The sequence below is a fragment of the Desulfomicrobium orale DSM 12838 genome, assembly GCF_001553625.1.
GTDB classification, from domain to species: domain Bacteria; phylum Desulfobacterota; class Desulfovibrionia; order Desulfovibrionales; family Desulfomicrobiaceae; genus Desulfomicrobium; species Desulfomicrobium orale.
In genome coordinates this window covers 1,858,283-1,884,092 of the sequence record NZ_CP014230.1, presented here as the reverse complement: position 1 = coordinate 1,884,092, position 25,810 = coordinate 1,858,283, and the positions used below count along the sequence as shown (strand labels likewise).

The following is a 25,810-nucleotide window of genomic DNA, read 5'->3' as shown; positions in this document are numbered from 1 at the left end:
ACTTATATAAAGTTAGAAATCATATCGTCTCATTTATAGAATCCTCGGCTGGATGAAAATCAATAACTCAGCCTTGCTTTTGGAGTCATATGTATTCTTGAACAGCCAACCAAGCCCTGGTATATCCCCAATACCGGGCACTTTGTTACTCCCCGTCGTTTCCGTGGTTTTCTGCACACCGCCGATAACGATCGTCTCCCGATCATTGACCATCATCTTGGTTTTCGTCTGCTTGGTGTCGATATCCCGGCCATCGCTTTTCGGGCTGTCATCATTGATCTCAAGATCAAGAATCAACTTATTGTCTGGCGTAATCTGCGGCAATACAGAAATGCGCAGCACAGCTTCTTCATATTCTGTGGTCGTGCCACCGCTGGATGACTCCGTGGCCGTGGCAAGCTTCGTACCCTGCTGAATTTCCGCACGGTTGTTATTCAGGGTCAAAATTCTGGGTGAAGAAATAGTTTTAACCAGATTTTTCGCCTCGCCGAGTTGCAGCGACGCATCCAAAGCGAAAAGATCTTTCCCCAGATACTTTCCTATCGAACCGCCGAGAGTGATGCCGTTTACCGTATTAATCATATTCAAACCGGTGCTTCCAACTCTACCCCGCCACTGCTCCTTAGGTTCGTTTTCCTTTGATTCCGTGGCATAACCTGTTCCCCACTTGACCCCAAGGCTACGCTGAAACTCATCTGTGGCGTATACGACACGAGCTTCGATCATAACTTGGCGTTCAGCCCTATCAAGTTTTTTAATAAAGCTGCTGATACGTTTCAGCGTCGCTTCCGTATCTGTAACAATCAGAATATTTGTACGCGGATCAGAGGAAACAGAGCCACGAGGCGATATAAATGTCTTTACCTTGCCTTCAAAGTCCGCAGCAGTACTATAGTTGATCTGAATATAGTCAGTTTTCAGAGGAGCAAGATTTTCCAGGCTTGCCTTGGCCTGCATCGCTGCTTCACGAGCCTTCTGAAGTTGTGCACGTTCAGCTTCAAGCTTGGCGGCAGAAGCAACGCGCATGATATTGCCCTTCATGACTACGCCCAAGTTTCTCTGCAAAAGGACCAGATCAAGGGCCTGATCCCAAGGGATATCCACAAGCTTCAAAGAAATTTTTCCTGAAATCTCATCATCAAGAATAAGATTATAGCCACTGACTTCAGAAATAAGTCTCAATACAAGTTCAACATCAGCATCCTGAAGGTCTATGGAGATCCTCTCACCAGTGTAATGCTCCTTCATCCCAGGAAAAAGAGTGTTGAGTTCCTGAATCTCTGCATCACTTGCAGCATCCAACGCACTGGCATCAGGAGAGACCTTCGTTTTTCCAGATATTTTGAGAGGCTGACCTCTCCTGATAGATTCACTCTTAACCTTGACAAGAATAATTGTTTCATCGTTCTTTCGTTGAATAGAAAGAGCGGGATTCCTCACTCCTGCAAGGGATAAAAGCGCTCCACCATCATTATTTTGTGCAAGTACATGTTTAATGGGAGTCCTCAGCTGACTGAGATCATATTTTTTGAGTAAATTCTCCAAAAACTGAGCTTTGGCAAATTGAAGCTGGAAGACATCACTGTCCTTGGGTGTAACTTCAAAAGGGAGACTGGAATATGCAGTGATCTGCAATCCTTCCTTTCTCTCCCGAAAGTCCAGAGAAGAAATATAATTGGTCGGTAGTGGAGAAGTTGCGGGAATCTCATCCGGCACCAACACAAGCCGTGCGATATTTTCCCCCTGCTTGGAAAGCAAAAATTTACTCTTTGTACCTAAAAAAACAGTTACAGAGTCAACCAATCCATTACTATCTGATTTTGTAACGGATTTAACAAGAGAAGTGTCCAACACAGGGATATCAAAATGAACAATTGGAGGGGTGAAAGATACGACTATATTGTTTGAATTATCGTATTTTGCGTGAGGCTGAGTTTCAGATGAAACAGGAATATCTATGATAGTTTTCCCTAAAGATTCTGAAATAGCCAATGCCCCAGAAAGATCCGTCTGGGTAACCTTTTCTTCTGAAGTTTCTGAAGATGACAGAGTGGTGGCATCTTTCGACTTCGCAGCACAGGAAGAAAACGCAACAATAAAAAAAAGAACACTCACAAGTTTGAATGTGGACTTAGGCATCCTCATATCTACTCACTCCTTCTCTTGGCGCAATCTTAAATTTATTGTGCGTTGTTTAGATTCACCAAAAATATCCATGATATTTTCTTCAACCACAACAGTAGCGTTTTTTATTTCTTTCACAACACCATCATACAGTCCGACAATAGTCCCAGGTCGAATAAGATAACCCTTTCCATCAGGTAGCTCTACCATTGCTGCGGTTTGGCCATTACCTTTATTGATAATACCAATCAGCTTTAGGGTATGTACCTCCACAGTTTCAAGTGGTGTGGAGGCTTTTTTCTGGGCTTTCGCCCTCTTTGCAGCTTCCAGCAGCTCATAGGCACGAACTTTTACAAAAGAAACGAAGGGATCAGTCTTATTCTTTGCCTCATATGGCGAATAGTAGGGAGTAACCCATCCCGGCATCTCATCATCCGGCAATGTAGTATTTGTAGCGTTATCAAGCTCTTCAGCCCAAGAACATTGCGCCAAAAAAATGAAACAAACTATAAAAAAAATACTAGGGATAATTTTTAGGTCTTTCATAATCATTTTTTGTTTTCAGCTTGTTTTTGTTGTTCTTCTCGAGCCTTTATCTCCGCTTCCGTGAGAGCTCTGTACACCTGCAGCACCAAATTTACATTCAAATACTTCTCTGTAGGAGAAAGGTCCGAAACAGGGGAGAATGTCACATCTTGGATTGTAACCAAGCGATCTAAGCGGGAGAGACGATCAAAATATGTAAGAAGACGATGAAACGTCCCGCTGATCTGTAACTGTACAGTCCTCGTGGCGTAGAAATCTGCTTGCTGTTCAGGACCTGGCTGAAAAAGAACAAACTCAACATGTTCATCCCTTCCCAGCTTTTCAAAAGAGGCTAACAGCGACTCGAGGGCACGAGCATCTTCTGGGAGAAGAGTCATTGCGTAATATAACTCTTTCTTTTGTGCGCTCAGACTCTGCTCAAGCTCTGGTAGTTTTGCAACCAGGGTCTTGTAGCGCTCTATATCTTGGTCCAGCTTTTCAGATGTTTGTGCAAGTTGAGCAATCTCAGTTAACTTGTCATCCAAAATGGCATACCAATACGCACCACACGCACAACATACTATAATCAAAAATAATAATACCTTGTGAGTAGATGAAAGCTCTGAAAATTTTCTGGAGATTGATTTATTATCCATTTGTTGCAGTCCCGTTTATATCTAAATTTTCAAAATACTCACGAGCAATGACAACACATTGAAATGATACGAGATCCAATCCATCTACAGTCTGCCGTGAAGTACGCTGAGTATCGACAATGGCAATATAGTTTGATGCCCTAAGGTCTTCAACATAACGGGCAAAAACTTGGTTATCCAAAGCCACGCCAGTCAATGCAATATTGCCATTGGCATTAAGTGTAAAAGTTTCCAACCACATTTTATCTTGAGGGACATTAGAGGCAACTTCATCAATATATCGGACAGGCAAACCCTGACGCAGACGAACCATCTTGATAACTTCAATCCGGCCTTTAATCTTCTCAAGTTCTTCTTGAATCGCTTTGACTTTTGCGACCTTGACTTCAAGCAATTTTTTAGTTTGCTCCTTCTTCTGTACCAAGCTTTCAAGATCGTATTTTTGAGCAGAAAAATAGTAGTCTACCCCAAAAATAAGAGCACCCAGAATAATCAGTCCAAAAATAAATAGAGATATATCTCCATGCGCATTAGTAGCCCGGACCCGTTTCTGCTGAGGGAGTAAATTAATTTGGGTCATGCCTAGCTGAGTGGATTTTCTCTGAGCATTTTGAGCAGAAGTTTATAACTATCTTCGTTTCTATGGTTAAAGCGAAATTCACATTCTTTCAAATGAAAGTAAAAAGTGTGCTTGGGCAAACCCCTAAAACGAACAAGTCGTGTTTTGGCAAAAGCCCAGAAGCTCTCAATGCCGTTAATGTGTGAGTTTTTATTGGCAAATTCATTGTTGCCATGCTCAACCCGGAAGTGTTTTTGGTAGCCTAGGTCTACGAGACCATCATAGCCGCGCCAGCCATCAGAGTGAATAATGCTTTCAAGTTTCACGCGGCCCCGGATGATCCCTTGGAGGGTGATTTTTGAACAGTCCGGGACAATTTCGGTATAAACGCGACCTTCACGCTTGAATAAGCCGAACACAATGGTTTTGCCCTTGGCTCCTCGGCCTCTGACTCCTTTAACGCGGCGTGCGCCAAAATAGCTTTCATCAACCTCAACTTCGCCTTGAACAGGAGACTCCGCCTCGCAGAACCGGGCAATCCTCTCTCGGAAAGCAGCCAGATAACGGTTCGCGGTATTACGATTTACCCCGGCTATTTCAGCTATCTGCAGGGCATTCAAATCCACGGCAAACAGCTTCACTATTTGTCGGACTTTGGCCTCTGAAATTCTTGAACGCTTCGCATACTTGTTTTTCATTGTCGTGACTAGCCTTATAGTCGAATGGAGACTCACGGACTAGGCATGACCCATTAATTTTTATCATAAAATTATCCTAGCATCTAAAGCTTAGGCCCCTCTAAGAGCAAGCCCGAATGGCACCACCATTTGAGGAGCTATTTCCTTAAGATATTCTCTTTGGAATTGGTTCTCATCAAACTTTACTTTACGAAAGGGGTCGTGATAGTGAGCCTCCAGCCTCAGCTCATCTTGAAATACTCGTGGCAAAGAAGCAAGCAAAGACCCACCGCCAGAAAGAAACATAGAGTTTACTACTGCGACATGGTCAGATGAAGACTGATAGAAACCAATTAACCTCTTTATTTCGTCACACCAAGCCTTCAGAGTCTTATCTACTGCATTCAGAGCAGCCCGACTCTGATCTTCATTCAATTCGTCATTTCCATTTATCTTTATCCGCTCTGCATCAACACGCTTGATGTTCAAGGCAGATGCTATAGCTTCCGTTATTGATTTTCCCCCGAAAGATACTTCTCGCAAAAAGAGAGGTTTCCCGTCCTGATAAATACAAAAAATACTTTGGGTGCCTCCGATATCAAGAAGATATACATATTTACCACTAAAGTCTGGATAATTATATTCAAAGCTGTTGCACAACGCAAAAGAATCCACATCTACAATGGAGAGTGCCAAGTCCGCCTGCCCAATTGCCTCGCTCAGGCTTTGAACAGCTCGCTTTTTACTGGCAATAAGAAGCACATCAAAAGAGCCCTCTTTTACTCCTCTCCCCAGTACATGATAATCGATATAAACATCGTTAATGTCAAAAGGAATATACTGTCGGGCATCTCTCAGCACAACATCCCCAAGAGTTTTTGGCGATTCGGCTTCAAAGGCGACCCTCTTCACGATGACTGCATGGCCAGCCATTGAAGAAACGACAGTCTTCTCCTTCAAGGCAAGCTGCCCCCATAGACTGGAAATTTTTTTCCCTGTGGCAACATTATTATCAAGCTCCCCTGACTGCCATGGAGTCCTCGAAAGAGACTCCAGAACACAACCATTCTTTCCCATCGAAACCTTGACAAGCTTTAACCATTCACTGCCAAGATCTAAACCCACACCAGCCCTCTTTCTTGAAAAAAAACTACTTTTCTTCACCTGACAGTATCTCCATCAGAAACTTCCGCATTAAAAACATTCAATTCATCAAAAAACTCCCGCGCCCACACTCAACTTCTCTCGGCGGACCCAACCTAGATAACTATTCTATTAGCACAGGTTTGTCGCACTAAGCAAGAGTGAATAAGATACTTTTCCAGTTCGAAACAGTGCCTTGAAGGCCATGAATTCCATATGAGCCCGCAATTGAAGGCTCTGTATCACTCCAAAAATCGCATAAGAGTCTCACCAAACTCCTTGCAACCGACCTTCGAAGCACCGTCTATCTGCGTGGCAAGATCGATTGTCACCTTCTTAAGCGCGATGGCTCTTCCCACAGCAGACCGTACCCTGTTCGCAGCTTCATGCCAACCGAGATGATCAAACATCAATGCACCTGATAAAACGAGGCTCCCCGGGTTGGCCAAATCCTTATCCGCGATGGAGGGAGCAGTACCATGGGTTGGCTCGAAAAAAGCCAAACGGGAGCTCATATTTACCCCTGGAGCCAATCCCAACCCGCCGACCTGAGCAGCCAGAGCATCAGAGAGATAGTCTCCATTCAAATTTGGCGTTGCAACGACGTCGTACTGCTCCGGGCGAATCAGCACCTCCTGAAACATGGCGTCCGCAATCCTGTCCTTCAACACAAGCTTTCCGGGAGGACAACAATCCCCACCTTCGCATATCACTTGCCCGGCAAACTCTTCGGCAGCCAGTTCATAACCCCAGTTACGGAAGGCCCCCTCCGTGAACTTCATGATATTGCCTTTATGCACAAGCGTTACGCTCTGCCGTCTCTGGTCCAGAGCAAATTGAATAGCCTTGCGTATCAATCGCTTCGAGCCATTTGCGGTCATGGGCTTCAGTCCCACTCCACTTCTTTCGTCAAGGCAAACCCCCATCTCGTCCCTCAGAAACGTAAGGAGGCGCTTAGCCTCTTTACTGTCCGCAGCCCACTCTATTCCCGCATAGACATCTTCGGTGTTCTCCCGAAAAACAACCATGTTCACTCGTTCCGGATGCTTAACCGGACTCTCTATGCCTTCGAAATATTGAACAGGTCTGATGCAGGCGAAAAGGTCAAGAGTCTGCCGCAATGTAACGTTCAGGCTGCGAAAACCCTTGCCGACAGGTGTCTCTAGAGGGCCTTTCATGGCCAGATCAGCATTCTTCAGTATATCTATAGTTTCCTGCGGCAGATAAGAACCTGTTTCGGCAAAGGCTTTTTTTCCTGCGAGCAGTTCCACCCACTCCAGTTGCAGCTCTCCGCCAGAAGCCAACTCAAGAGCACGATCCAACACAGGCCGCCCGGCTTTCCATATCTCCTTGCCAATACCATCGCCCTCAATAAAAAAAACCTTTCGCCTCATACTTCTCTCCAAAAAAAGAGCACTTCTACACCAACTATCCTAAAATTAAGAATAATTCCTGACTTCGCTAGTGTGAAAGCATAATTCTTTCGCCAAGAATAAAGCAATACTTAAATTCCCATACACCAAGACATCCTTTCAGATGATATTTCTTGCCTTGAGAAAAGCGTGCAAGGCTTCTTCATTAGTCGTGCTCAAGGGAGTAAGAGGCAGTCGAAGCTCTAATTTGAGACGTTTCATCATGGAAAGAGCCGTCTTTACCGGAATGGGATTGGTTTCCACAAACATCATCCGCGAACAGGCGGCCAGTTCGAAATGAAGCTGCCGAGCTCTGGATACATCCGCCGCGAACCAAGCGGCACACAGCTCGCTCATTTCCTCCGGCAAAATGTTGGATACTACGGAAATAACCCCGCATCCACCAATGGACAACAATGGCAGGATGGTGAAATCGTCACCGGAGAGCACCTGAAAATCCGGGCCGCAATACTCCAGTATCTGCGAAGCCTGATTCAGATCGCCAGTGGCTTCCTTGATGCCGCAGATGTCAGAAATATCCTTGTACAGTCTGGCCACCGTGGCCGGGAGCAGATTAACTCCCGTACGCCCCGGTACATTATATAGAATATAGGGTATCGGAACTTCAGCCGCGATATGTTTGAAATGCTGATACAGTCCCTCCTGCGTGGGTTTATTGTAGTAGGGAGTGATGAGGAGGACGCCATCGGCACCGGCGTCTTTGGCAAACCGGGCCAATTCCACAGCTTCCGCCGTATTGTTGGAGCCAGCTCCGGCCAGTACAGGTACACGCCCTTTAATCTGGTCTACACAGATTCTGATAGCCTGTTTGTGTTCCTCATGGCTCAATGTGGCCGATTCTCCGGTGGTGCCACAGGGAACAACACCATTGATACCGCTTTCCACCTGCCATTCTATCAGATTTCTGTAAGCGTCTTCATCAATACGGCCATTGGTGAAAGGGGTCACAAGGGCCGTGAAAGCACCTTTGAACTGCATACTTTCTCCTTTGCTGGTGACGGTCAAAGCCCCATAGAGAAGGGACTGAACTCGCCCTGATAAACGATCCGAGCCTGCCCCCCAGAAAGATGTCCTCTCCACGAACGGTAATACGCAATTCTTCACCGCCCGAGGTGGTCACTTCCACCACGGGACCACACAATTCAAGGGCATGAGCCACAGCCACGGACGCCGCCGCACCGGTGCCGCAGGCGTAGGTTTCGTTTTCCACACCACGTTCATAAGTGCGCAGCAAAATATGCCCGGAATCCACAACCTGAATGAAATTGGCGTTGGTTCCAGCGGGTCCGAAGTGGGCATGCCGACGCACAACAGAGCCCAGTTCACGGACATCAAGGACCTTCACATCTGGAACGATGATTACGGCATGCGGTACGCCCGTGTTGGCAAAATGCACGGATTCCGGCCGACCGTCCAAGTCAAGATCGGTCCCGAGCTGCAGATCCCGAATTCTGGTGAGTTGCACCTCCACTTCGCCAGCCTCTGGCTGTACCCGGGCGTGTACCAGCCCGGCATCCGTGAGCATGATGTGTTCGGCCGGAGCCATACCCATCAGACAGGCCAGCAATGTGGCGCAACGCGACCCGTTACCGCACATTTCAGCTCTGGAACCATCGGCATTGAAGAAATGCCAGCGAGTGGAAGCCTGCCCGGAAGCATCTTCTTCCAGAAAGATAATCCCGTCGGCGCCGATGCTGAAGGCCCGAGGACACAAAACTCTGGCCCAGGTCGGCATGACTTCCTGCGAGATGGAACGGGAGCGGTTATCGATGACAATAAAGTCATTCCCGCTGCCCTGCATTTTATAGAACTTCTGTAGAGGCTGCTTCAGCATGATCATAACATGCTCCCTTTCATAGGATCGACTGTACGGTCCCTGATCTGGAAAAGCAAGGCAACCCACTCAGATATTTATAAATCAGCATGATCGAGCCACACCCGCGACACTCCGGCATGACTGAGCCTTGACCGTGACAGGCCGGGCAAACCGAAGGATGACCGACTATCCCAGAAGCTGCCGGGATATCTGCGCGAAAAGCTCCTGCTCCCGGATAACTCCGATCGCTTTTCCGTCCTGCTCCACAACCACCCGCCTGCGGTTCTCCTCGCACAGCAACTGCGCCACCTGCATCAGATTGGCCCGGCAATGCACCACAGGAGGGCGGGGATTCATGATTTCCGCCACGCATTTGGCCTCCAGTTCCTTTACCTGACTGGTGAAGACGCCCGCCCAGAAAACCGGGGAATGGCGCATGCTCCGGGGAGGAAGTCCGGATGGAGCGGTAATATATCCGGGCCGGATGGCCTGGATGAGATTTCTCATGGTCAGGACGCCGACCATCTCCTCGCCGTCGAAAACCAGCACCGCCCGGTGCCCTACTTCCATCATGAGTCCCAGCGAAACGAAATTCTCCGAAGCGCGTTTCAGCTGCTCGATACCTTCCCGTATCGTGCACGAAGCCTGCACGCAGGTGTAATGCTGAATGGGGATCATGATCTCAAAGGCCAGTTTTTCCCGTTCCTCCTCAACCGGAAGGGCTGCGATCTCCCGCAGGCGGATGGCCAGAGCGTCCACATCCAGAGGTTTGCACAGATAATCAAAAGCTCCCAGTTCCCAGGCGCGGTGCACTGCGGATACGTCATCTCCGTCGGCCAGAACGATGACTTTACAGCCGGGAGCCGCAAACCTGATTTTCGGCAGAAGCTCCTGCGCATCCAGCCCCGCGCCCAGAAACAGAATTTCCGGGGCGGCGGAATGCAGCAGCTCCGGAACCTGGGCGCCAGTATCCGCGCAATGCACCGTATATCCCAGGTCAGTCAGCATCTTCGCCAGATGGTCCCGGAAGGGGATATCCCCATCGACAATCGCCATGTGAAGTCCGGTCAACATCTCATTCCTCCGGTGTCCCAGGCCTGTCCACCCGGCGGATATTCAGAGCCTGGGCGAAACTTTCCAGAGTTCATAGGCCGTCTTGATCCTGTCCATCAGATGGTCCATTTCCACCGGTTTGATCAGAAAATCGAAAGCCCCGCTGGTCAGGCACACGGCCGCGTCATCCGAAGAGGCATGCCCGGTCAGAATGATCACCTGTACAAGGGGCTGGCGGGCCTTGATTTCCCTGAGGACTTCCAACCCGCCCATACCGGGCATCTTCAAATCCAGCACCACCACCTGGCACTGCTTTTCCTCCAGCAAGGCGGGTACGTCCCGTCCCACGCTGCAGACTTCCGCGTCGATTCCCTTGCGCCGGAATATCTTGGCCGCAGTCCGCAGATAGTCTTCCTCATCGTCCACCAGTAAAACCCGTAATGCATCATCCATGCTCACCTCTTTTCAAAGCGAACGCCCGCCTCACGCCGAAGGGGACGGCACTCTGGGCAAAACAATGAAAAACGTGGAGCCCCGCCCCGGTACGCTCTCGAAATCGAGTACGCCGTTCATGCTGTCCACCAGACCATGACACACGGACAGGCCGAGCCCCGTCCCGCTCCCCGCCGGTTTGGTGGTGAAGAACGGCGTAAAGATCAGCTTCTGATTTTCCGGGGTGACCCCCATGCCGTTATCCCTTATGGAAATACGCACCCGGTCCGAGCCCTCCGGAGCGCAGGTCAGCGAAATGTCTCCGGTCCGGCCGTCCGTCACGTCTCCCACGGCATGGATGGCGTTGTTGAGCAGGTTCAGCAGCACCTGCTGCAATCTGCCGGGGTCCACCTGCACCACCAAACGGGAGGCCGCCACAGCCACGCGCAGGTCGATGTTGTTCAGCTGCACCTTTTTCTGAACCATGCGCAGCACCTCGGGAATGAACCGGCCCAGCTCCACGTTCTGCACTTCCACCTCGCCCGCCCGCCCGAAACTCAGGATCGAATGGGTGATGCGCGCGCATCTGTCGATCTGCACCTTGATCTGCCCGACTCCGCCCGCCATCTCCTCCACATCGGCCAGAAGTCCGGCGTCGCTCCCGGCCCGCTCCCGGAAGTCCTGCAGAAGCATCTCCATATAGGCCTGCTCGCTTTTCATAACCTGAAGGGGGTTGTTTATTTCATGGGCGAACCCCGCAGCCATTTCCCCCAGTTCGGCCAGACGGCCGGCCCGGTACAGCTGTTCGCGCAATTGCTCGCGCTCGCCCTCGCGCTGGCGCAGCATTTTTTCCACATATCCGGTCAGATAAAGGGAAGACAGAAAAACGATGATGCCACCGCACAGCACGGACAGGACAAGAAAAAGCACCGTGGAATCCGCAGTCCGGAAAAAAACGGGAGAATACTCGCGCACGGCCACAATCCAGCCCGCATGCTTCAGAACGCGGCTGGCGTAGGCAGCCCCGGAGCGGTCATCCAGAAAAGCGCCGCCCACGCGATCCCAAAAGGCGGGCCCGAACAGCTCCCGTTCACGAATCAGCGTCTGCCCTTCACTGCCGGCAATGATTTCCCCTTTCCGGGTGACCAGGAAAACCTCGGTCCCATCCTCGCGCACATCCATGACCATGCGCGTGAACACCTCCGGGTCCAGCGAAGCACGCAACACAAACGGCTCCCCGCCCATGGAGATGCGCCTGGCGATGACCGTGTAGGGCAGCCCCATCTGTCCCGCCATGACCCCACTGACGCTGCTGCCCCGCTCCAGAGCTTCCTCCAGCCACCTTCCGGGTACCGTGTGAGTACCCTTGAACACCCCGGGACCAGCATAGCCGCGCACGCTTCCATTCTGATCCACCAGCGCCACGTCGGTGATCCCGCCGCGCTTGCGCTGCAAATTTTCCAGAACGGAGCGCATTTCGACCTTGTCCCCACCCGCAAATCGCCCTTCCACCAGAGCCAGATCACCGAGACAGTCGTCCAGATAGCTGTCCACCATCCGGGCGTGACTTCTGGCCAGAAGGGAAAGACTATCGAGGCCGCCCTGTTGTACATGATTCCAGAACAGGTATCCGCCCGTGCCCAGAGCGAGCACCACCGGCACAAAAGGAGCCAGCAGCAGGGCGACGAAGAAATTGCGTTTGATTATCCGGCTGGTGATTTGACGCATGGCTGGTGGAGTATTCCCGGATGCCCTCAGCGGATTCCGCTTTCCTCAAAAGCTTTGCAGGCGGTCTCCACCAATACGTTCAGGGAAACGGGTTTGACCAGATAGGCGTAGGCCCCGTAAGCTATCCCCCGCATATCCATGTCTTCCCCTCCATGCCCGGAGAGCAGAATGACCTGGGTATTCTCCCATCTGGTCTTTATTTCATGCAACAGTTCGATGCCGTTCATGCCGGGCATCATCACATCCAGAACGACCACATCGTAACGGTTGCTGTGGAGCAGTTCCAGGGCGGCCGCCGCTCCGTCCACGCCTGAAACGCGAAATCCCCGCCGCTCCAGACGTTTGACCAGAGTTTCCATGAAATCCACTTCATCGTCCACCACGAGTACGGATGGACCGGCACACACGGCGTGGGCACTATTCTTTCCTGTCATGATGCTTCACCGGCAAAGTGATGATAAACTCGGTGCCCTCTCCGGGCTCGCTCTCGAACCGGAGGGTGCCACCCAGCTTGTTGATGATGGAATAACTGATGGATAAACCAAGGCCCGTGCCTTCCCCCACCTTCTTGGTGGTGAAGAAGGGATCGAAAATACGGTGCTGCACCTCTTTGTCCATACCCGGACCGTCATCACGGATGGAAACGGTGACCGTATCCGCAGCCTGATCGCAGGTGGTGGTCACGGTAATGCGGCCGTCCTTTCCTATGGCGTCGATGGCGTTGTTGAAAAGATTCAGGACCACCTGCTGTATCTGGGCCGCATCGGACTGGATACTGGGCAAATCCGGAAGCAGCGCCCAATCGAGTTCAATGTTACGGAAGCGTATTTCGTTATCCAGAAACGCGGTCGTCTGCTTCAGCACGTCGTTCAGATAGACGTCGTTGCACACGGGTTCCATCCGTCTGGCGAACCCGAGCATGCGGTGCACCACACTTCCCGCCCGCTCCACATGCTGTTCTATTTTGTCCACGGCCTCCTCGAATTCCTGAAAGTTGGCGCTGCCCCGGACATCTTCCTCTTCCAGAAGGTCGCGCATCCACCCCGCCTTTTCACGAATGACCGCCAGCGGATTGTTCACCTCGTGAGCCACTCCCGCGGCAAGTTTGCCCAGAGCGGCCATCTTGCTGGACTGAATCAGCTCTTCGTTCAGCTTCGCCTCGGCCCTGTTGCTGCGCTCCTGCTGCACGACGATCATGCGCGTTATGAGAAGCGTGCCGATGATGATGAAGGCCACTCCGCTGCCCACCACCGCCCATGCGGCGGCCTCGGCCTCGAACAGGGGGCGGAGCTCTCCCTGCATGTCCTCCTCGATGATCAAAACCCAGTCCTTCTGCTCCAGCCAGATACCGCTCACGAACATTTTTTCGCTGCCGCTGGAAAACTCCCGGACTTTGGTGCCCGCAAACGGCGCGCCGAGGTAAGGGGCGTAAATATCTCTGCTCTTGTTGCCGAACCGGGGCCGGGTCTGCAGTTCTCCGGCGCGGTTCACAAGATAGGCGTCCCCTTTGTCACCCAGTTGCAGCCAACGCACCAGGGAATCGAAGATGTCCGAATCGATGGTCGCCCGCAAAATCCAGATCCGGCCCTTCTCCTGCTTCCTGACGGCGATGATCATGTGTGGAAAACCCCGGAAGCCTTCGAACACGTCGGAGACATAAATCTTCCTGATCATGACCTGGTGGAACCAGTCCTCATTTTTGTAATTGGCCCGGGTCAGATTGTAGGGGCCCGAATAGGCCACATGGCGGCCTTCATCGTCGATGATGCCCAGGTCGATGAACGTTCTGGAACTGACCTGCATGGAGGCCAGCACGCTGTCGAGGTTCTCCTGTACAGACAGTTTCTCTATGGAATTGGAGTAAGCCACTGTGCGCAGCTGTGCGATCTGTTCCCGCAAAAACAGATCCACGCCCTGCCGTTTGTTCTCGGACAAACTGATCAGATTGGTCCGCACTTTGGAATGGTAGGCCGAGGAAAACATGGAATACATGGTCACGCCGAGAGCGATGAGAGGAATCAGAGAAAAGCTCAGCGCGGTGATGGCTATTTTGGTCCCCAAATCCTTCAATCCGAAAATCGACATGCTCGGCTCCTCGCGTAAAACACCCGGACGGCCTGTATATTTTCAATCTTTACCGGCTATTACATGAACCCCATTCATGGCGCAACACCCGCCTGCCTTGCGACCGGTTCCCCATGTCTAAAGGCCACACCCAGTCAGTCCCACGGCGCGGCAAAGACGACCGCCCGAACAGACCGGCATGATCCCGCCTCATGCGGACCTCTTCTGAACCGTCCGCACATACCGGGTCGCCGGGCCGCGTCCGACTTTTGTCAGCAGGCCCCGATTGACCAAATCCTGAATATCGTAGCTGGCGGTTCTCTTGGAAATACTCCCACCCAGAATATCCATGAGCTCCTTGCTGGTAATGCTGCCGTTTCTGCCAGCGTATTCCCAGGCCAGCATCTGCCGCCGGTTGAGTTCCATCTCCATCATGCCGGCAGCCGTCTCGCACTCTGAATTCTCTTCCGCAGCGGCGGAGCTCTCCGGATCGGCCGGAAAAAAAGACGTTTCCCCGGAGAAGGCGCTGTCTTCCGAAACGGCATCGATTCCCAGCTGTTCGGCCTGAATGACGTTACCCTCGGCCATGACCGCCGCTGTGATGATCAGATGTTTGAGTTCCCGGATATTTCCCGGCCAGGAATAGGACACCAGCGCCCTGAGAGCGCCGCGGGAGAGCACCAGTCCCGTCTTTCCGGCCATGCGTTCGCCTTCCTGCAGAAAGTGCATGGCCAGCACCGGGACATTCTGACGATGGTGGCGCAGAGCCGGGGTCTGGATGGTGATGACTTTCAGCCGGTAATAAAGATCTTCCCGGAATTTGCCCTCGGCGATCAGCCGCCTGAGCTCCGCATTGGTAGCCGTGATCAGACGCACATCCACGCTGATGTCCCGGTCGCTGCCAAGGGGTTTGATCTTGCGCAGAGAAAGAGCCCGCAGCAGACTCTGCTGCACTTTCAGGGACGCGGACTGAATTTCATCCAGAAACAGCGTGCCTCCGTCAGCTTCCAGGAATGCGCCCTTCCGATCTTCCTTGCCGTCGGTGAATGCGCCTCTGATATGCCCGAACAGAGTGTCCAGAAGAAGGGCTTCATCGAGCTCGCCGCAGTTGATGGAAATGAACGGCTTGACCGCCCGCTGCGAGAGACGGTGCACGGCTTCGGCCGCGAGCTGTTTGCCCGTTCCCGTCTCCCCTTCTATCAGCACGTCCACGTCCACCTGACTGGCCTTGACGATGTCGCGCTTCATCTGCTGCATATGTCTGCCTGTCCCGATGAATTCGGGAAACATATCGTCGATGACGGGAGAGAAACGGTCCTTGTACAGTTCCGCGGGTTCTTTCAGCACCACCGATTCGATTTGCAGGTCCTTCGATCTGATTTCCTCGAACTGGGCCCGGATGGTTCCGATCAGGGCGTTGATGGCATCCTTGATCATCTCCGCCTCGTAACCCGTTTCACGCAGTGTCACAGGCTCCCAGCGTCCCTGGTCGTTCTGGTGTTTGACTGTGAGGGCAAGCTCCAGAAGTCCCTTGGTAGTGCCGCGGGCCACCAGAAAGATCGCCACGGTGAGCGCCAGCACCGAAATGACGCTGATGGCGAGCATGACATCGAGATGCTTGTACCCGGCAAGTTCGATAAGCACGCTTCTGTCTTCAAAGGCCACGCCGCCCACAACGGCAGGATTTTTGTCCGCCCCGGACTTAAAATACACCGGAGCGTAGGCCAGAAAATGTTCCCTGTACGGAGAATCGCTCTGTTCGCCGCCAATGGAGCGTAAAATGCCTTTCTCTCCCTTGGCCGTGCCCTCGACTATCTGCCAATAATTCCGGCTCTGATCCGACGGTCTGAACGCTTCCGGGAAACCCGGCCGGCCCAGGGTTCCCTGGAATGTGGACCGGACATCCAGCGTACGCAGGGGCGCTTCGGCCGCATCCACGGCCTCGGACTGAAAAAGCACCCATCCATGCGCGTCGAAAAAATAGGTGAATCTGGAAAACTTGGGATTGCGGGGAAAAGCGAACACCGGGGACGTATTGGAATCGTGCAGGGACAGAATGTTGCGGACCTTCCTGGCATCCAGGGCGAGATAGACAAAGCCGAGGTCCTCTCCATCCGGCCCGCGGTAAGGCGTCACGAAACGCAGGGATCTTTCAGATATCCGTTCCAGCGGCCTCCCACTGGTAGGAAAAGGCAGCTCCACTTCGCCGAATTCGGAAAACCAGACTTCGCCATCCTTGAGAAGAGAGGCCTGTTTGTAGAGTAAAGCGGGACTGGGGCGAATTTCTCCGATCTTTTCCGGCGAAAGCTCCGTGAGCATCCCATCCCGGCTCACAAAGACGAAGGGTCGATCTCCCTGCCCGGGGATAAAGCCGAATTCCGAAAATTCGAGCCCCTCCAAGGCGTTCAGGGCTTCGAGATATTTTCTCGCGCTGTCCGGCGTCAGTGGATTCCGGGCCGCATACAAAAGACTTGTCCGGCACTGCTCCAGCAACAGTTCCACCATATGCGCCGTGGTGCTGGCATGCTGGCGAGAAGTACGCTCCAGCGCCACCGTGATGAATTCCGAGGACGCCCAGTATGTGGCATATCCCATCAGCGCCAGGACAATGAGGGCTGTGGGGATGAGCGTCATCAAGAGCCTGGTCCGGAGCTTTCTCCGAACGGCGGGTCTCTTTCCCCTCATTTTTTCAACCCACGTCAGTGCTGGCTTTCCCATGCGATTTCTCCACTCAAAAGCGCATCTTTATTTCCTTTTACCCTCCTTGGCATCCTAGAACAAGAAAAAACCGTGCAATTTCCTGCAAAAAACCATTGCCCATGCGCATTGTCTCTAATATCACAATACCGAAAGCCTTGCTCGTGAAATAAATACCAATTTTAAAATCAATTATTCCGGATAATTATTTATCATCAGGCAGCATCACGCAATTCCGATGGTATGGTACTTGTTAGAGTGCAACCGGGTTTTATGCCGGCACAGCACCGGCCGGAGCAGTCTGAAGCTCCGGCCCAACCATCAAGGAGCGACAGACATGGAATCTCTTGTAAAGGATCTTACGGTCCCCATCGCCAAATTTCCCAGGATTTCGGACACGGCCACATTTTCCGGAGCAGTCATGGCTCTGGAAAGGGCTCAGGAGGAATATCTGTCCGGAAAACGCGAACAGCGCATCCTGCTGGTTACGGACAGCGAGAACAAGGTGGTCGGAAAACTCTCTCCGCTTGATGTCGTGCGCGGCCTCGAGCCCGACTACGAGACTCTGGTGGACCAAAATGCCAGCTCCCGTGTGGAGAATTTCGACTATGTCATTCAGCCCATGCGCGACCAGGCCACCCTCTGGTCCAAGCCCCTGGACGACCTGTGTGCGAGAGCCAAGGACATTCAGGTGAAGGATTTTCTGAAGCCGCCCCAACCCCATCAGATCATCGGCCAGGATGAATCCCTGAACATCGCCTTTCACCGGTTCGTCATGTTCAAGCACGATTCGCTTTTCGTCATGGATGGCAAGAAACTCGCCGGAATGCTCCGCTTTTCCGACGTATACCGTGAAATAGGCCGCCGGATCAGGGAAAGCTGCGGCCTGTGATACTTCCCCGTAACCAGCCTCTTCCGTAAGCAAACGCAACGAAAAGGAGAACATTCATGAGTGGACAAGATGTGCGCGACAATTCCCCTGATGAGCTTATCATGCACGAAGAGGAGCCTCAGGGGCCGACCCAGTCTAACAAAGCGATGATTATCAAGCTGCTCGTGGCGCTGGCGCTGGGCATCTTCATCTACGTGCTCCCCAAACCCGACAATCTCCCCATTGAAGGACACAAGCTGGCGGCCATTCTCGTGCCAGTAGTGTTTCTCTGGGTTTCCGAGGCCATTCCCATCGGCATCACCGCCCTTCTGGCCACCGCCCTCATGATCATGTTCAAGGTGACGGACAGCTCCTCCGCATGGGCGCCCTACGCCAACCGAGCCGTCATGTTCGTCATGATGATCATCATGTTCGGCGTGGTCCTGAACGAAGTGGGGCTGGCCAAACGACTGCTTTTCTGGATTCTGCGTTTTGCTGGCACCAACGTGAAGAAACTCAGTTTCTTCATCACCATCAGCAGCACACTTCTGTCCTCCATATTCCATGACGCGACCATCACCATCATCATGCTCTTCGCCATTCTGCCCATCTTTCAGTCCATGGGCATCACCCCGAAGAAGAGCAACAACCTGAGCAAATTTTTCATCATCCTCATCCCCCTCGCCGCGTCGGCGGGCGGCTTCGGCACGCTGCTCGGCGGCGGACGCTGTCCTCTGGCCGTGGACATCACCCAGAAGTACATTCTGGAAACCACGGGCGTCGCCGTGAAAATCGGATTTCTGAAGTACATGCTCATTCAGTTCCCCCTCTGCCTGTTCACATCAGTGGCTACCTGGGCGGTTTGCTATCTGATTTTCCGGCCTTCCGAGAAAGAGCTTCCGGCCTCGGTCAAGATTGAATCCATGCCCAAGATGGGTACCGCCGAACTCGGCGTGACCCTGATATTCATTGCCGCGTTCGTGCTCTGGTTCATGGGCGACCTGACCGGCTGGCACGTCAGCGTGGTGGCCGCCCTGGCCCTGGCCGGATTCTGCGCGCCGGGATGGGTATCCTTCAAGACCATCTGCGACAAGTTCCCCTGGGAATCCTGGATTGTCTTCGGTTCCGGCGTGTCGCTGGGCGCGGCGATGCTCAAGTCCGGTTTGGGGCAGTTTCTGGCTGAATCCCTGCTGCCCATGCTGCAGGGGCACAACGCCTTTGTTACCTATTACGGCATGGGCTTTTTCGGCTCCTTCCTGTCCAGCATGATGAGCAACTCCGCCGCCGTGGCCCTGAGTCTGCCCATCACCCTGCCCATGGCCAACCTGATGAACATGAGCGCAGAAGCCGTGGGCATGCTCTCGCCCATCACCACATCCTTCATCATGCTGGTCATCGGCTGCCCGCCGACAATCATCGCGTACAGCACGGGCTACTTCAGCCAGATAGAATTCTCCAAGGTAGCCATCCCCTGGTGTTTGACGCTTCTGGCCATTGCCGTCACAGGCGTTCTGGTCTACTGGCCGCTGATAGGATTCGGCGGCTGACAACAACTGCTCCCACGGACATGCCCATGTCCGTGGGAAGATGATTTGACTGTAATTTCCATCGGGTTCAAATCGGCCCCGCCGATGAAAATGAAGGAGAAAATATGGAACACCTGCCACGACTGCTTCTGATCGACGACGAGGAGCCTTTTCGCGAGACACTGGCCAAACGGCTCAAGGAAACCGGCTACGAAGTGCTGGATGTCGGCAGCGGCATGGATGCCCTGACGCTTCTGGACAGGGAAAAAATCGATATCGTCATCACGGACATCCAGATGCCCGGCCTGAGCGGCCTGGAAATCCTGTCCGAGATCCGCGCCAAACACATCGGCGTGGAAGTGATCATGCTCACCGGCCACGGAGAAGTCTCCTCCGCCGTGGAAGGCATGCGTCTCGGCGCTTACGACTATCTGATGAAACCCTACGAGTACGAGTATCTGGTGGTGAAAATCCAGGAGGCCTACCGGGTCAAACGGGAGCGCGACCAGCGGCTGAAGAAAGCCGAAGAGCGCTCTCTGCTGGACAAACTGGAATCCTCCTGGAGCCCTGGCCGGCGGATCTGAACGGCATCCCGGCGCGCGGGAGTTACGGGACAAGACCTGTAATGCCGGATGTGCCATTACCTTCCCTCACCTGAATACGTATTTCCGGCGGACGGCCATCTCCTGTCCGCCGGATTTTTTCTTCCAAGCCGCTAAAGCCAGTGTGAAGGCGGTCTCCAGAACAGATACCAGCCGTTGTGCCAGCCCAATTCCGGCCTCCATCCTCCGTCCCCTGCAACTTGGAATTTTGCGGAATTTTGCTTACCCGCACCAAAAGGAATTGAGTCAACACGGCGCGGCAAAATGCCGCCCCGCAAGTACCGGAGGAAATCATGTCCAAAAAAATTCTGGTCACCGGCGGCGCCGGGTATATCGGCTCGCACACCACACTGGCCCTGCTGGAAGCGGGCTATGATGTCGTGGTTTATGACAATCTCTCCACGGGCCGGGCCGAGGCCGTCCTGCCGCCCGCACGGCTGGTGGTGGCCGATTTGGCCGAAACGGACAGGCTGGACGCCCTGATGCGGGACGAAGGCTTCGCGGCCGTCCTGCATTTCGCCGGATCCATCGTGGTTCCGGAGTCCGTGGAGAACCCTCTCAAATACTACGACAACAACACAGGCAACACCACGGAACTGATCCGGCTGACAGTGAAAAACCGAATCCCCCGTTTCATCTTTTCCTCCACGGCGGCGGTTTACGGCATGCCCTCCACCCCGGCCGTGACCGAGGACAGCCCCCTCGACCCCATCAATCCTTACGGCCGCAGCAAACTCATGAGCGAGTGGGTGCTCCAGGACACCGCCGCGGCCCATCCGGAATTCTCCTATATCGCGTTGCGCTATTTCAACGTGGCCGGAGCCGACCCCAAAGGCCGCGTGGGGCAGTGCACACCCAACGCCACACATCTGTTCAAAGTAGCCTCCCAGGCCGCTCTGGCCCGGCGCGAGGCCCTGCATGTTTTCGGCACCGACTACCCTACCCCCGACGGCACCTGCATCCGCGACTATATCCACGTCACGGATCTGGCCCAGGCCCACGTTCTGGCTCTGCGGCATCTGGAGCGGGGCAATCCTTCGGGCGTGTTCAACTGCGGATACGGACGCGGATATTCCGTGCGGGAGATCGTGGCCGCCGTGCAGAAAGCCAGCGGCGTCGATTTCCCGGTCATCGACTCTCCCCGGCGGGCAGGTGATCCTCCGGCGCTGGTGGCCGACTGCTCCCGCATCCGCCAAGCCATGGACTGGACCCCGCTCCACGACGACATCCATGAAATCGCCCTGTCCGCTTACACTTGGGAGCAGCGTCTGTAAGCCGCAAAACAGGAAAACACAGATTTCCGCCCGGCGGATTCCACACGCCCGTCCGTGAGGTCCGCCGGGTGAAAAACGGCCGTATATCTCCCGCGCGCCCATATCCTTCAGTCCAGGCAAAGCCCCGGCGATGACGACCCGGAGGCGGATCCCGCACATCAGACCGGACCTGAGGCGAAACTTGACTTCAGGTTTGGGATATTCCACTGTTCCCAGCCTGTCGGCACGGGCGCTTTCCGCACATGCCGCGCATACCGCAACACACGGGCTCACTCGACGCTCCGGAGGAACTCGGCCTCATGAACGACTACAAAAAAACCCTGAATCTTCCCGACACCACCTTCCCCATGAAGGCCAGCCTGACCCAGAACGAGCCGAAAATTCTGGAAAAATGGCGCGAGACGGACGCATACTCCGCTATGGTTCACGCCAGTGAGAACGGTGAACCCTATACCCTGCACGACGGGCCGCCCTATGCCAACGGGCATATCCATATCGGCCACGCCATGAACAAGATTCTGAAGGACATCATCGTCAAGCACCGCAACATGGCCGGACGCAAGGCCCGGTATGTCCCCGGGTGGGACTGCCACGGCCTGCCCATCGAACTCAAGGTCGAGCAGGAGCTGGGTGGCAAGGATGCTTTCTCTCTGCTGGAAATACGCCGCAAATGCCGGGAATACGCCCTGCGCTATCTGGACATCCAGCGGGAGGAGTTCAAACGTCTGGGCGTCTTCGGCACCTGGGACGATCCGTACATCACCATGACTCCGGCCTACGAAACGGCCACGGCCCGGGAGCTGGCCAATTTCTATGCGACGGGCTCCGTGCAGCGCAACAAGAAGCCCATCTACTGGTGCGGCTCCTGCGAAACGGCCCTGGCCGAAGCCGAAGTGGAATACGACGACCACACCTCGCCGTCCATTTACGTACGTTTTCCCCTGGAGCCGAAAGGACTGTCCGGCGTTTTTCCGCAGGCCGATCCCAGGCGGACGTACATCGTCATCTGGACCACCACGCCGTGGACCATCCCGGACAACATGGCCGTGGCCGTGCACCCGGAGTTCGAGTACGACCTGATCCGCGCAGGCGACGATTTCTACATCCTGGCCAAGGAACTGGCCGCGGGCTGCGCCCAGCGTTTCGGCTGGACCGGATGGAGCGTGGCGGGCACGGCCTCCGGCGCGGCCCTGGAAGGACTTGTGGCCCGCCATCCCTTCTATGACCGCCCCTCTCCAGTGGTCACGGCCGACTATGTGACTCTGGACGCGGGCACGGGCTGCGTGCACACCGCGCCCGGCCACGGCCGCGAAGACTACGAGACGGGCCTGCGCTGCGGACTGGAAATTCTTTCTCCTCTGGATGACCAGGCCCGGTTCCTGCCCGGTGTGGAATTTTTCGGCGGCAAAACAGTGCAGGAGGCCAATCCTCTGGTCGCGGCCAAACTCACGGAAAACGGCCATCTGCTGGCCAGCGAGAAAATCCGGCACTCCTATCCGCATTGCTGGCGCTGCAAGAAGCCGGTCATCTTCCGGGCCACCACGCAGTGGTTCATCACCATGGACAACGGCGCCCTGCGCGAGAAAGCCCTCCACGCCATCGACAACGCTGTGCGCTGGGTACCCGGCTGGGGCCGGGAGCGCATCCACAACATGATCAGATTCCGGCCCGACTGGTGTATTTCCCGGCAGCGCATGTGGGGCGTGCCCATCATCGCCCTGTTGTGCGCGGACTGCGGCGAGGCCTACTTCGACGCGACCTGGGCCCACGGCATCGTGGACCGCTTCGCCACGCACCCGCGCGGAGCCGACTACTGGTTCGAAGCTCCAGTCGAAGAGGTCGCGCCAGCGGGCCTTTCCTGTCCGTCCTGCGGTGGAAAACACTGGACCAAGGAGGATGACATTCTGGACGTATGGTTCGACTCAGGTACGAGCTTCGCCGCCGTGTGTGAAGGCCGTGAGGAATGCACTTTCCCTGCCGACCTGTATCTGGAAGGCACGGACCAGCATCGCGGCTGGTTCCACTCCTCCCTGCTGGCGGCGGTGGGCACCAGAGGCGTGCCGCCTTACAAGGCGGTGCTCACCCACGGCTTCGTTCTGGACGGCCAGGGACGCAAGATGTCCAAATCCATCGGCAACGTGGTCGCCCCGCAGGAGATTATCGAGAAGTACGGAGCGGAGATCCTGCGCCTGTGGGTGGCTTCGGAAAACTATCAGGACGATCTGCGCATCTCCGAGGAAATCCTGGGCCGTCTGGTGGACGCCTACCGCAAGATCCGCAACACCTGCCGCTTCATTCTGGGCAACCTGAACGGTTTCGATCCGGCCCGCACCCTGAACGCTTCGGCCATGTTCCCGCTGGACCGCTACGCCCTGCACATGGTCCGCACCCGGCACCAAGCCATACAGGCGGCCTACGAGAATTTTGAATTTCACAAGGTTTACCACGCCCTGCACAACCTGTGCATCACCGAGCTGAGTTCCTACTATCTGGACATCATCAAGGACCGTCTCTACGCCAGCGGGCCGGACAGCCCGGAGCGCCGCTCGGCCCAGACGGCCCTGTACCGCATTCTGCTCATGCTCCTGGCCGACATGGCCCCAATCCTGAGTTTCACGGCCGAGGAAATCTTCCAGCATCTGCCCCAGCCGCTGCGGCCGTCCGGCAGCACGATATTCGCCATGCGCCTTCCGGAAATGGACGAAGCCCTTCTGAATGCCAAAGAGGCGGAAGCTTTCGAGCTGCTTTTCGCCGTGCGCGGCGAAGTGACCAAAGCCATTGAACCTCTGCGCCAGTCCAAGGCGCTCGGCCATTCGCTGGATGCGCGGGTTACGCTGTTCGCCTCGGAAGGCATCCGGGAGCGTCTGGCGGGACTGGAACCGAACCTGCGGGATGTCTTCATCGTCAGTCAGGTCCTTGTTTCAGCGGACCCGGCTCCGGCCGGAGCCGTGCGGACGGAAATCCCGGGGCTGGCCGTAAGCGTGGAAAAAGCTCATGGTGAAAAATGCGCCCGGTGCTGGATTTACGACGAAAATCTGGGAACGGATCCCGATCATCCCCAGACCTGCCCCCGCTGCACGCGAGTGCTGAAGGAATGCCATGCCTAGAACCGCGCCGGCCAGTCCGGACATGGGCCGCCGCTACCGGATCATCATCCTGTCCGGTCTGGCCGTGCTGCTTCTGGACCAGCTGACCAAAATCTGGGTCCAGCGGTCCATACCGGTCTGGGAAAAGGGCTTCACCGTCATCCCCGGTTTCTTCGACATCGTACACATTCTGAACCGCGGCGCGGCCTTCGGTTTTCTGAACCGCCACGATATCGACTGGCAGCGCCCCTTTTTCATCGTGATCTCGGTTCTGGCCCTCGGGCTCATCGCCGCCCTGGCCCGCAGCAAGGAGGACGACGGCCCCTTTTTCGCGTACGGTCTGGGCCTCATCCTGGGCGGCGCTGTGGGTAACCTGATAGACCGCGTCCGCCTGGGCGTGGTGGTGGATTTCCTGGATTTCTACATCGGCGCCTGGCACTGGCCCGCCTTCAATGTGGCGGACATGGGTATCTGTCTGGGCGCGGCCGGGCTTCTCGTCTCCTTTTACCAGCGCAGAGGGCGGCATGTTCCCGACCATCTTTGAGCTTGCGCCCTTCACCCTGTTCGGCCTGGAGATCGGCCCCTTCGCCCTGCACGCCTACGGGCTGTTCGTGGCCATGGGCTTTCTGCTGGGCATCAGCTGGTCCATGCGCGAGGCCAGAGAAGCGGGACTCGACCCGGACCTGCTCTCGGATCTTGGATTCTACATCATTCTGGGAGCCATTCTCGGAGCCCGCATTCTCTATGTGCTGATCAACCCGGCCTACTTCTGGGACAACCCGCTGGAAGTCTTCATGTTCTGGAAAGGAGGGCTGGTCTTTTCCGGCGGCGCCATCCTGGCCGCGTCCCTGGCCCTGTGGTTTCTGAAAAAGAGGCGGCAGGACATCTGGCGCTGGATGGACGTGCTGGCGCCGGGCATAGGTCTTGGCGAAGCCATCGGGCGCATCGGATGCATGGCCGCCGGATGCTGCTATGGCGCGTCCTGCGACCTGCCCTGGGCCGTGACCTTTTCCAATCCGGAATCTCTGGCCCCGCTGTTCACGCCCCTGCATCCGACCCAGTTCTACCACAGTCTGGCCGGTCTGTGCTGCTTCGTCATCCTCATGGCTCTAAAACCCCATATCCGGCGGACCGGCGGCCTGATGGCCATTTTTCTCGTCTTCTTCGGGGCATTCCGCTTTCTGATCGAGCTTTTCCGGGCCGACTATCGCGGCGGAACCGGAGTTCTGAGCGTCACCCAGATCATCGCGCTGGGCGCCGTGGGACTGGGCCTTTTTCTCTTCCACCACAGGAGAAGCCATGTTCGCTGAGATTCCGCCCGACAAGCTGGCCTACGCCCTGCCCCTGCTTATTCTGCCCATTCTGCCCAACCTGTGGGGCATCGTGCACGTGTACCGCCGCGAGTTCCCCACCCCCGAGGAAAGGGCGGCATGGCTGGTGACGCTCATTGTCTTGCCGGTGATCGGGGGGCTGATGTACATGCTCCTCGGCGCACGGCGCGCCATGAAAAAAACCTGAGCCCGCTCCGGGCCGTACAATCGAGG

The 25,810-nt window shown here is 54.8% G+C and carries 23 protein-coding genes; 8 read left to right on the top strand and 15 right to left on the bottom strand.

Going from position 1 to position 25,810, the window contains the following annotated elements:
• Window positions 1-33: 33 nt before the first annotated feature.
• From AXF15_RS08700 to AXF15_RS08630, 15 genes are all read right to left on the bottom strand, one after another.
• Window positions 34-2,139, bottom strand: a complete 2,106-nt coding sequence (locus tag AXF15_RS08700) for a type IV pilus secretin PilQ (RefSeq protein WP_211258964.1) — start codon at window positions 2,137-2,139, stop codon at window positions 34-36.
• Between the two features lie 12 nt (window positions 2,140-2,151).
• On the bottom strand, window positions 2,152-2,676 hold the full coding sequence (locus AXF15_RS08695; RefSeq protein ID WP_066606127.1) for a pilus assembly protein PilP: 525 nt from the start codon (window positions 2,674-2,676) through the stop codon (window positions 2,152-2,154).
• Window positions 2,673-3,305 carry a type IV pilus inner membrane component PilO gene (locus AXF15_RS08690; protein ID WP_066606121.1) on the bottom strand — a complete coding sequence of 211 codons (633 nt, stop codon included), beginning with the start codon at window positions 3,303-3,305 and terminating at the stop codon, window positions 2,673-2,675. Before AXF15_RS08690 ends, AXF15_RS08695 begins: the two co-directional genes overlap by 4 nt.
• Complete coding sequence (locus AXF15_RS08685) at window positions 3,298-3,885, bottom strand: PilN domain-containing protein (RefSeq protein WP_066606119.1); 588 nt, start codon at window positions 3,883-3,885, stop codon at window positions 3,298-3,300. Before AXF15_RS08685 ends, AXF15_RS08690 begins: the two co-directional genes overlap by 8 nt.
• 2 nt (window positions 3,886-3,887) lie before the next feature.
• Window positions 3,888-4,562 carry an IS1595-like element ISDeor2 family transposase gene (locus AXF15_RS08680; RefSeq protein ID WP_066602895.1) on the bottom strand — a complete coding sequence of 225 codons (675 nt, stop codon included), beginning with the start codon at window positions 4,560-4,562 and terminating at the stop codon, window positions 3,888-3,890.
• A 90-nt stretch (window positions 4,563-4,652) separates the two neighbouring features.
• Entirely contained in the window at window positions 4,653-5,705 is a 1,053-nt protein-coding gene (pilM, locus tag AXF15_RS08675) for a type IV pilus assembly protein PilM (protein ID WP_083517955.1), read from the bottom strand.
• 221 nt (window positions 5,706-5,926) lie between these two features.
• Window positions 5,927-7,078: an NADP-dependent isocitrate dehydrogenase gene (gene icd, locus AXF15_RS08670; RefSeq protein ID WP_066606113.1), complete on the bottom strand. Its 1,152-nt coding sequence runs from the start codon at window positions 7,076-7,078 to the stop codon at window positions 5,927-5,929.
• 138 nt (window positions 7,079-7,216) lie between these two features.
• Window positions 7,217-8,095, bottom strand: coding sequence for a 4-hydroxy-tetrahydrodipicolinate synthase (gene dapA / locus AXF15_RS08665; protein WP_066606110.1), 879 nt, complete (start codon window positions 8,093-8,095; stop codon window positions 7,217-7,219).
• Complete coding sequence (gene dapF / locus AXF15_RS08660) at window positions 8,037-8,957, bottom strand: diaminopimelate epimerase (RefSeq protein WP_083517954.1); 921 nt, start codon at window positions 8,955-8,957, stop codon at window positions 8,037-8,039. The genes dapA and dapF overlap by 59 nt, the downstream gene beginning before the upstream one ends.
• 162 nt (window positions 8,958-9,119) lie before the next feature.
• Complete coding sequence (locus AXF15_RS08655; protein WP_169793635.1) at window positions 9,120-9,989, bottom strand: CBS domain-containing protein; 870 nt, start codon at window positions 9,987-9,989, stop codon at window positions 9,120-9,122.
• Between the two features lie 60 nt (window positions 9,990-10,049).
• Window positions 10,050-10,439: a response regulator gene (locus tag AXF15_RS08650; RefSeq protein ID WP_083517953.1), complete on the bottom strand. Its 390-nt coding sequence runs from the start codon at window positions 10,437-10,439 to the stop codon at window positions 10,050-10,052.
• A gap of 30 nt (window positions 10,440-10,469) precedes the next feature.
• Window positions 10,470-12,146: a sensor histidine kinase gene (locus tag AXF15_RS08645; protein ID WP_066606102.1), complete on the bottom strand. Its 1,677-nt coding sequence runs from the start codon at window positions 12,144-12,146 to the stop codon at window positions 10,470-10,472.
• A gap of 26 nt (window positions 12,147-12,172) precedes the next feature.
• The gene (locus AXF15_RS08640) at window positions 12,173-12,580 is read right to left on the bottom strand and encodes a response regulator (protein WP_066606100.1); all 408 of its coding nucleotides are present in this window, start codon (window positions 12,578-12,580) and stop codon (window positions 12,173-12,175) included.
• Entirely contained in the window at window positions 12,564-14,231 is a 1,668-nt protein-coding gene (locus AXF15_RS08635) for a sensor histidine kinase (protein ID WP_066606098.1), read from the bottom strand. Before AXF15_RS08635 ends, AXF15_RS08640 begins: the two co-directional genes overlap by 17 nt.
• 189 nt (window positions 14,232-14,420) lie before the next feature.
• The gene (locus AXF15_RS08630; protein WP_236884753.1) at window positions 14,421-16,844 is read right to left on the bottom strand and encodes a sigma 54-interacting transcriptional regulator; all 2,424 of its coding nucleotides are present in this window, start codon (window positions 16,842-16,844) and stop codon (window positions 14,421-14,423) included.
• 400 nt (window positions 16,845-17,244) lie between these two features.
• Between AXF15_RS08630 and AXF15_RS08625 the strand changes: the two genes are divergently transcribed.
• The 8 genes from AXF15_RS08625 (at window position 17,245) to AXF15_RS08590 (ending at window position 25,784) form a co-directional block, all read left to right on the top strand.
• A complete protein-coding gene (locus tag AXF15_RS08625) occupies window positions 17,245-17,799 on the top strand; it encodes a hypothetical protein (RefSeq protein WP_066606094.1) in 555 nt (184 codons plus the stop codon).
• A gap of 56 nt (window positions 17,800-17,855) precedes the next feature.
• Entirely contained in the window at window positions 17,856-19,325 is a 1,470-nt protein-coding gene (locus AXF15_RS08620) for an SLC13 family permease (protein ID WP_066606092.1), read from the top strand.
• A 104-nt stretch (window positions 19,326-19,429) separates the two neighbouring features.
• Window positions 19,430-19,888: a response regulator gene (locus AXF15_RS08615; RefSeq protein ID WP_066606090.1), complete on the top strand. Its 459-nt coding sequence runs from the start codon at window positions 19,430-19,432 to the stop codon at window positions 19,886-19,888.
• Between the two features lie 311 nt (window positions 19,889-20,199).
• Window positions 20,200-21,180: a UDP-glucose 4-epimerase GalE gene (gene galE / locus AXF15_RS08610; protein ID WP_066606087.1), complete on the top strand. Its 981-nt coding sequence runs from the start codon at window positions 20,200-20,202 to the stop codon at window positions 21,178-21,180.
• Between the two features lie 299 nt (window positions 21,181-21,479).
• Window positions 21,480-24,287 carry an isoleucine--tRNA ligase gene (gene ileS / locus AXF15_RS08605; protein ID WP_066606085.1) on the top strand — a complete coding sequence of 936 codons (2,808 nt, stop codon included), beginning with the start codon at window positions 21,480-21,482 and terminating at the stop codon, window positions 24,285-24,287.
• Window positions 24,280-24,810: a signal peptidase II gene (lspA, locus tag AXF15_RS08600; protein WP_083517952.1), complete on the top strand. Its 531-nt coding sequence runs from the start codon at window positions 24,280-24,282 to the stop codon at window positions 24,808-24,810. The genes ileS and lspA overlap by 8 nt, the downstream gene beginning before the upstream one ends.
• The gene (gene lgt, locus AXF15_RS08595; protein WP_066606079.1) at window positions 24,791-25,576 is read left to right on the top strand and encodes a prolipoprotein diacylglyceryl transferase; all 786 of its coding nucleotides are present in this window, start codon (window positions 24,791-24,793) and stop codon (window positions 25,574-25,576) included. Before lspA ends, lgt begins: the two co-directional genes overlap by 20 nt.
• Window positions 25,566-25,784, top strand: a complete 219-nt coding sequence (locus tag AXF15_RS08590; RefSeq protein WP_066606076.1) for a PLDc N-terminal domain-containing protein — start codon at window positions 25,566-25,568, stop codon at window positions 25,782-25,784. The genes lgt and AXF15_RS08590 overlap by 11 nt, the downstream gene beginning before the upstream one ends.
• Window positions 25,785-25,810 lie beyond the last annotated feature (26 nt).

What these genes read in the sequence shown, in the direction of transcription:
- AXF15_RS08700 (WP_211258964.1), bottom strand. Translation starts at nt 2,139, where the DNA reads ATGCCTAAGTCCACATTCAAACTTGTGAGTGTTCTTTTTTTTATTGTT.
- AXF15_RS08695 (WP_066606127.1), bottom strand. Translation starts at nt 2,676, where the DNA reads ATGATTATGAAAGACCTAAAAATTATCCCTAGTATTTTTTTTATAGTT.
- AXF15_RS08690 (WP_066606121.1), bottom strand. Translation starts at nt 3,305, where the DNA reads ATGGATAATAAATCAATCTCCAGAAAATTTTCAGAGCTTTCATCTACT.
- AXF15_RS08685 (WP_066606119.1), bottom strand. Translation starts at nt 3,885, where the DNA reads ATGACCCAAATTAATTTACTCCCTCAGCAGAAACGGGTCCGGGCTACT.
- AXF15_RS08680 (WP_066602895.1), bottom strand. Translation starts at nt 4,562, where the DNA reads ATGAAAAACAAGTATGCGAAGCGTTCAAGAATTTCAGAGGCCAAAGTC.
- icd (WP_066606113.1), bottom strand. Translation starts at nt 7,078, where the DNA reads ATGAGGCGAAAGGTTTTTTTTATTGAGGGCGATGGTATTGGCAAGGAG.
- dapA (WP_066606110.1), bottom strand. Translation starts at nt 8,095, where the DNA reads ATGCAGTTCAAAGGTGCTTTCACGGCCCTTGTGACCCCTTTCACCAAT.
- dapF (WP_083517954.1), bottom strand. Translation starts at nt 8,957, where the DNA reads ATGATCATGCTGAAGCAGCCTCTACAGAAGTTCTATAAAATGCAGGGC.
- AXF15_RS08655 (WP_169793635.1), bottom strand. Translation starts at nt 9,989, where the DNA reads ATGGCGATTGTCGATGGGGATATCCCCTTCCGGGACCATCTGGCGAAG.
- AXF15_RS08650 (WP_083517953.1), bottom strand. Translation starts at nt 10,439, where the DNA reads ATGGATGATGCATTACGGGTTTTACTGGTGGACGATGAGGAAGACTAT.
- AXF15_RS08645 (WP_066606102.1), bottom strand. Translation starts at nt 12,146, where the DNA reads ATGCGTCAAATCACCAGCCGGATAATCAAACGCAATTTCTTCGTCGCC.
- AXF15_RS08640 (WP_066606100.1), bottom strand. Translation starts at nt 12,580, where the DNA reads ATGACAGGAAAGAATAGTGCCCACGCCGTGTGTGCCGGTCCATCCGTA.
- AXF15_RS08635 (WP_066606098.1), bottom strand. Translation starts at nt 14,231, where the DNA reads ATGTCGATTTTCGGATTGAAGGATTTGGGGACCAAAATAGCCATCACC.
- AXF15_RS08630 (WP_236884753.1), bottom strand. Translation starts at nt 16,844, where the DNA reads ATGACGCTCATCCCCACAGCCCTCATTGTCCTGGCGCTGATGGGATAT.
- AXF15_RS08625 (WP_066606094.1), top strand. Translation starts at nt 17,245, where the DNA reads ATGGAATCTCTTGTAAAGGATCTTACGGTCCCCATCGCCAAATTTCCC.
- AXF15_RS08620 (WP_066606092.1), top strand. Translation starts at nt 17,856, where the DNA reads ATGAGTGGACAAGATGTGCGCGACAATTCCCCTGATGAGCTTATCATG.
- AXF15_RS08615 (WP_066606090.1), top strand. Translation starts at nt 19,430, where the DNA reads ATGGAACACCTGCCACGACTGCTTCTGATCGACGACGAGGAGCCTTTT.
- galE (WP_066606087.1), top strand. Translation starts at nt 20,200, where the DNA reads ATGTCCAAAAAAATTCTGGTCACCGGCGGCGCCGGGTATATCGGCTCG.
- ileS (WP_066606085.1), top strand. Translation starts at nt 21,480, where the DNA reads ATGAACGACTACAAAAAAACCCTGAATCTTCCCGACACCACCTTCCCC.
- lspA (WP_083517952.1), top strand. Translation starts at nt 24,280, where the DNA reads ATGCCTAGAACCGCGCCGGCCAGTCCGGACATGGGCCGCCGCTACCGG.
- lgt (WP_066606079.1), top strand. Translation starts at nt 24,791, where the DNA reads ATGTTCCCGACCATCTTTGAGCTTGCGCCCTTCACCCTGTTCGGCCTG.
- AXF15_RS08590 (WP_066606076.1), top strand. Translation starts at nt 25,566, where the DNA reads ATGTTCGCTGAGATTCCGCCCGACAAGCTGGCCTACGCCCTGCCCCTG.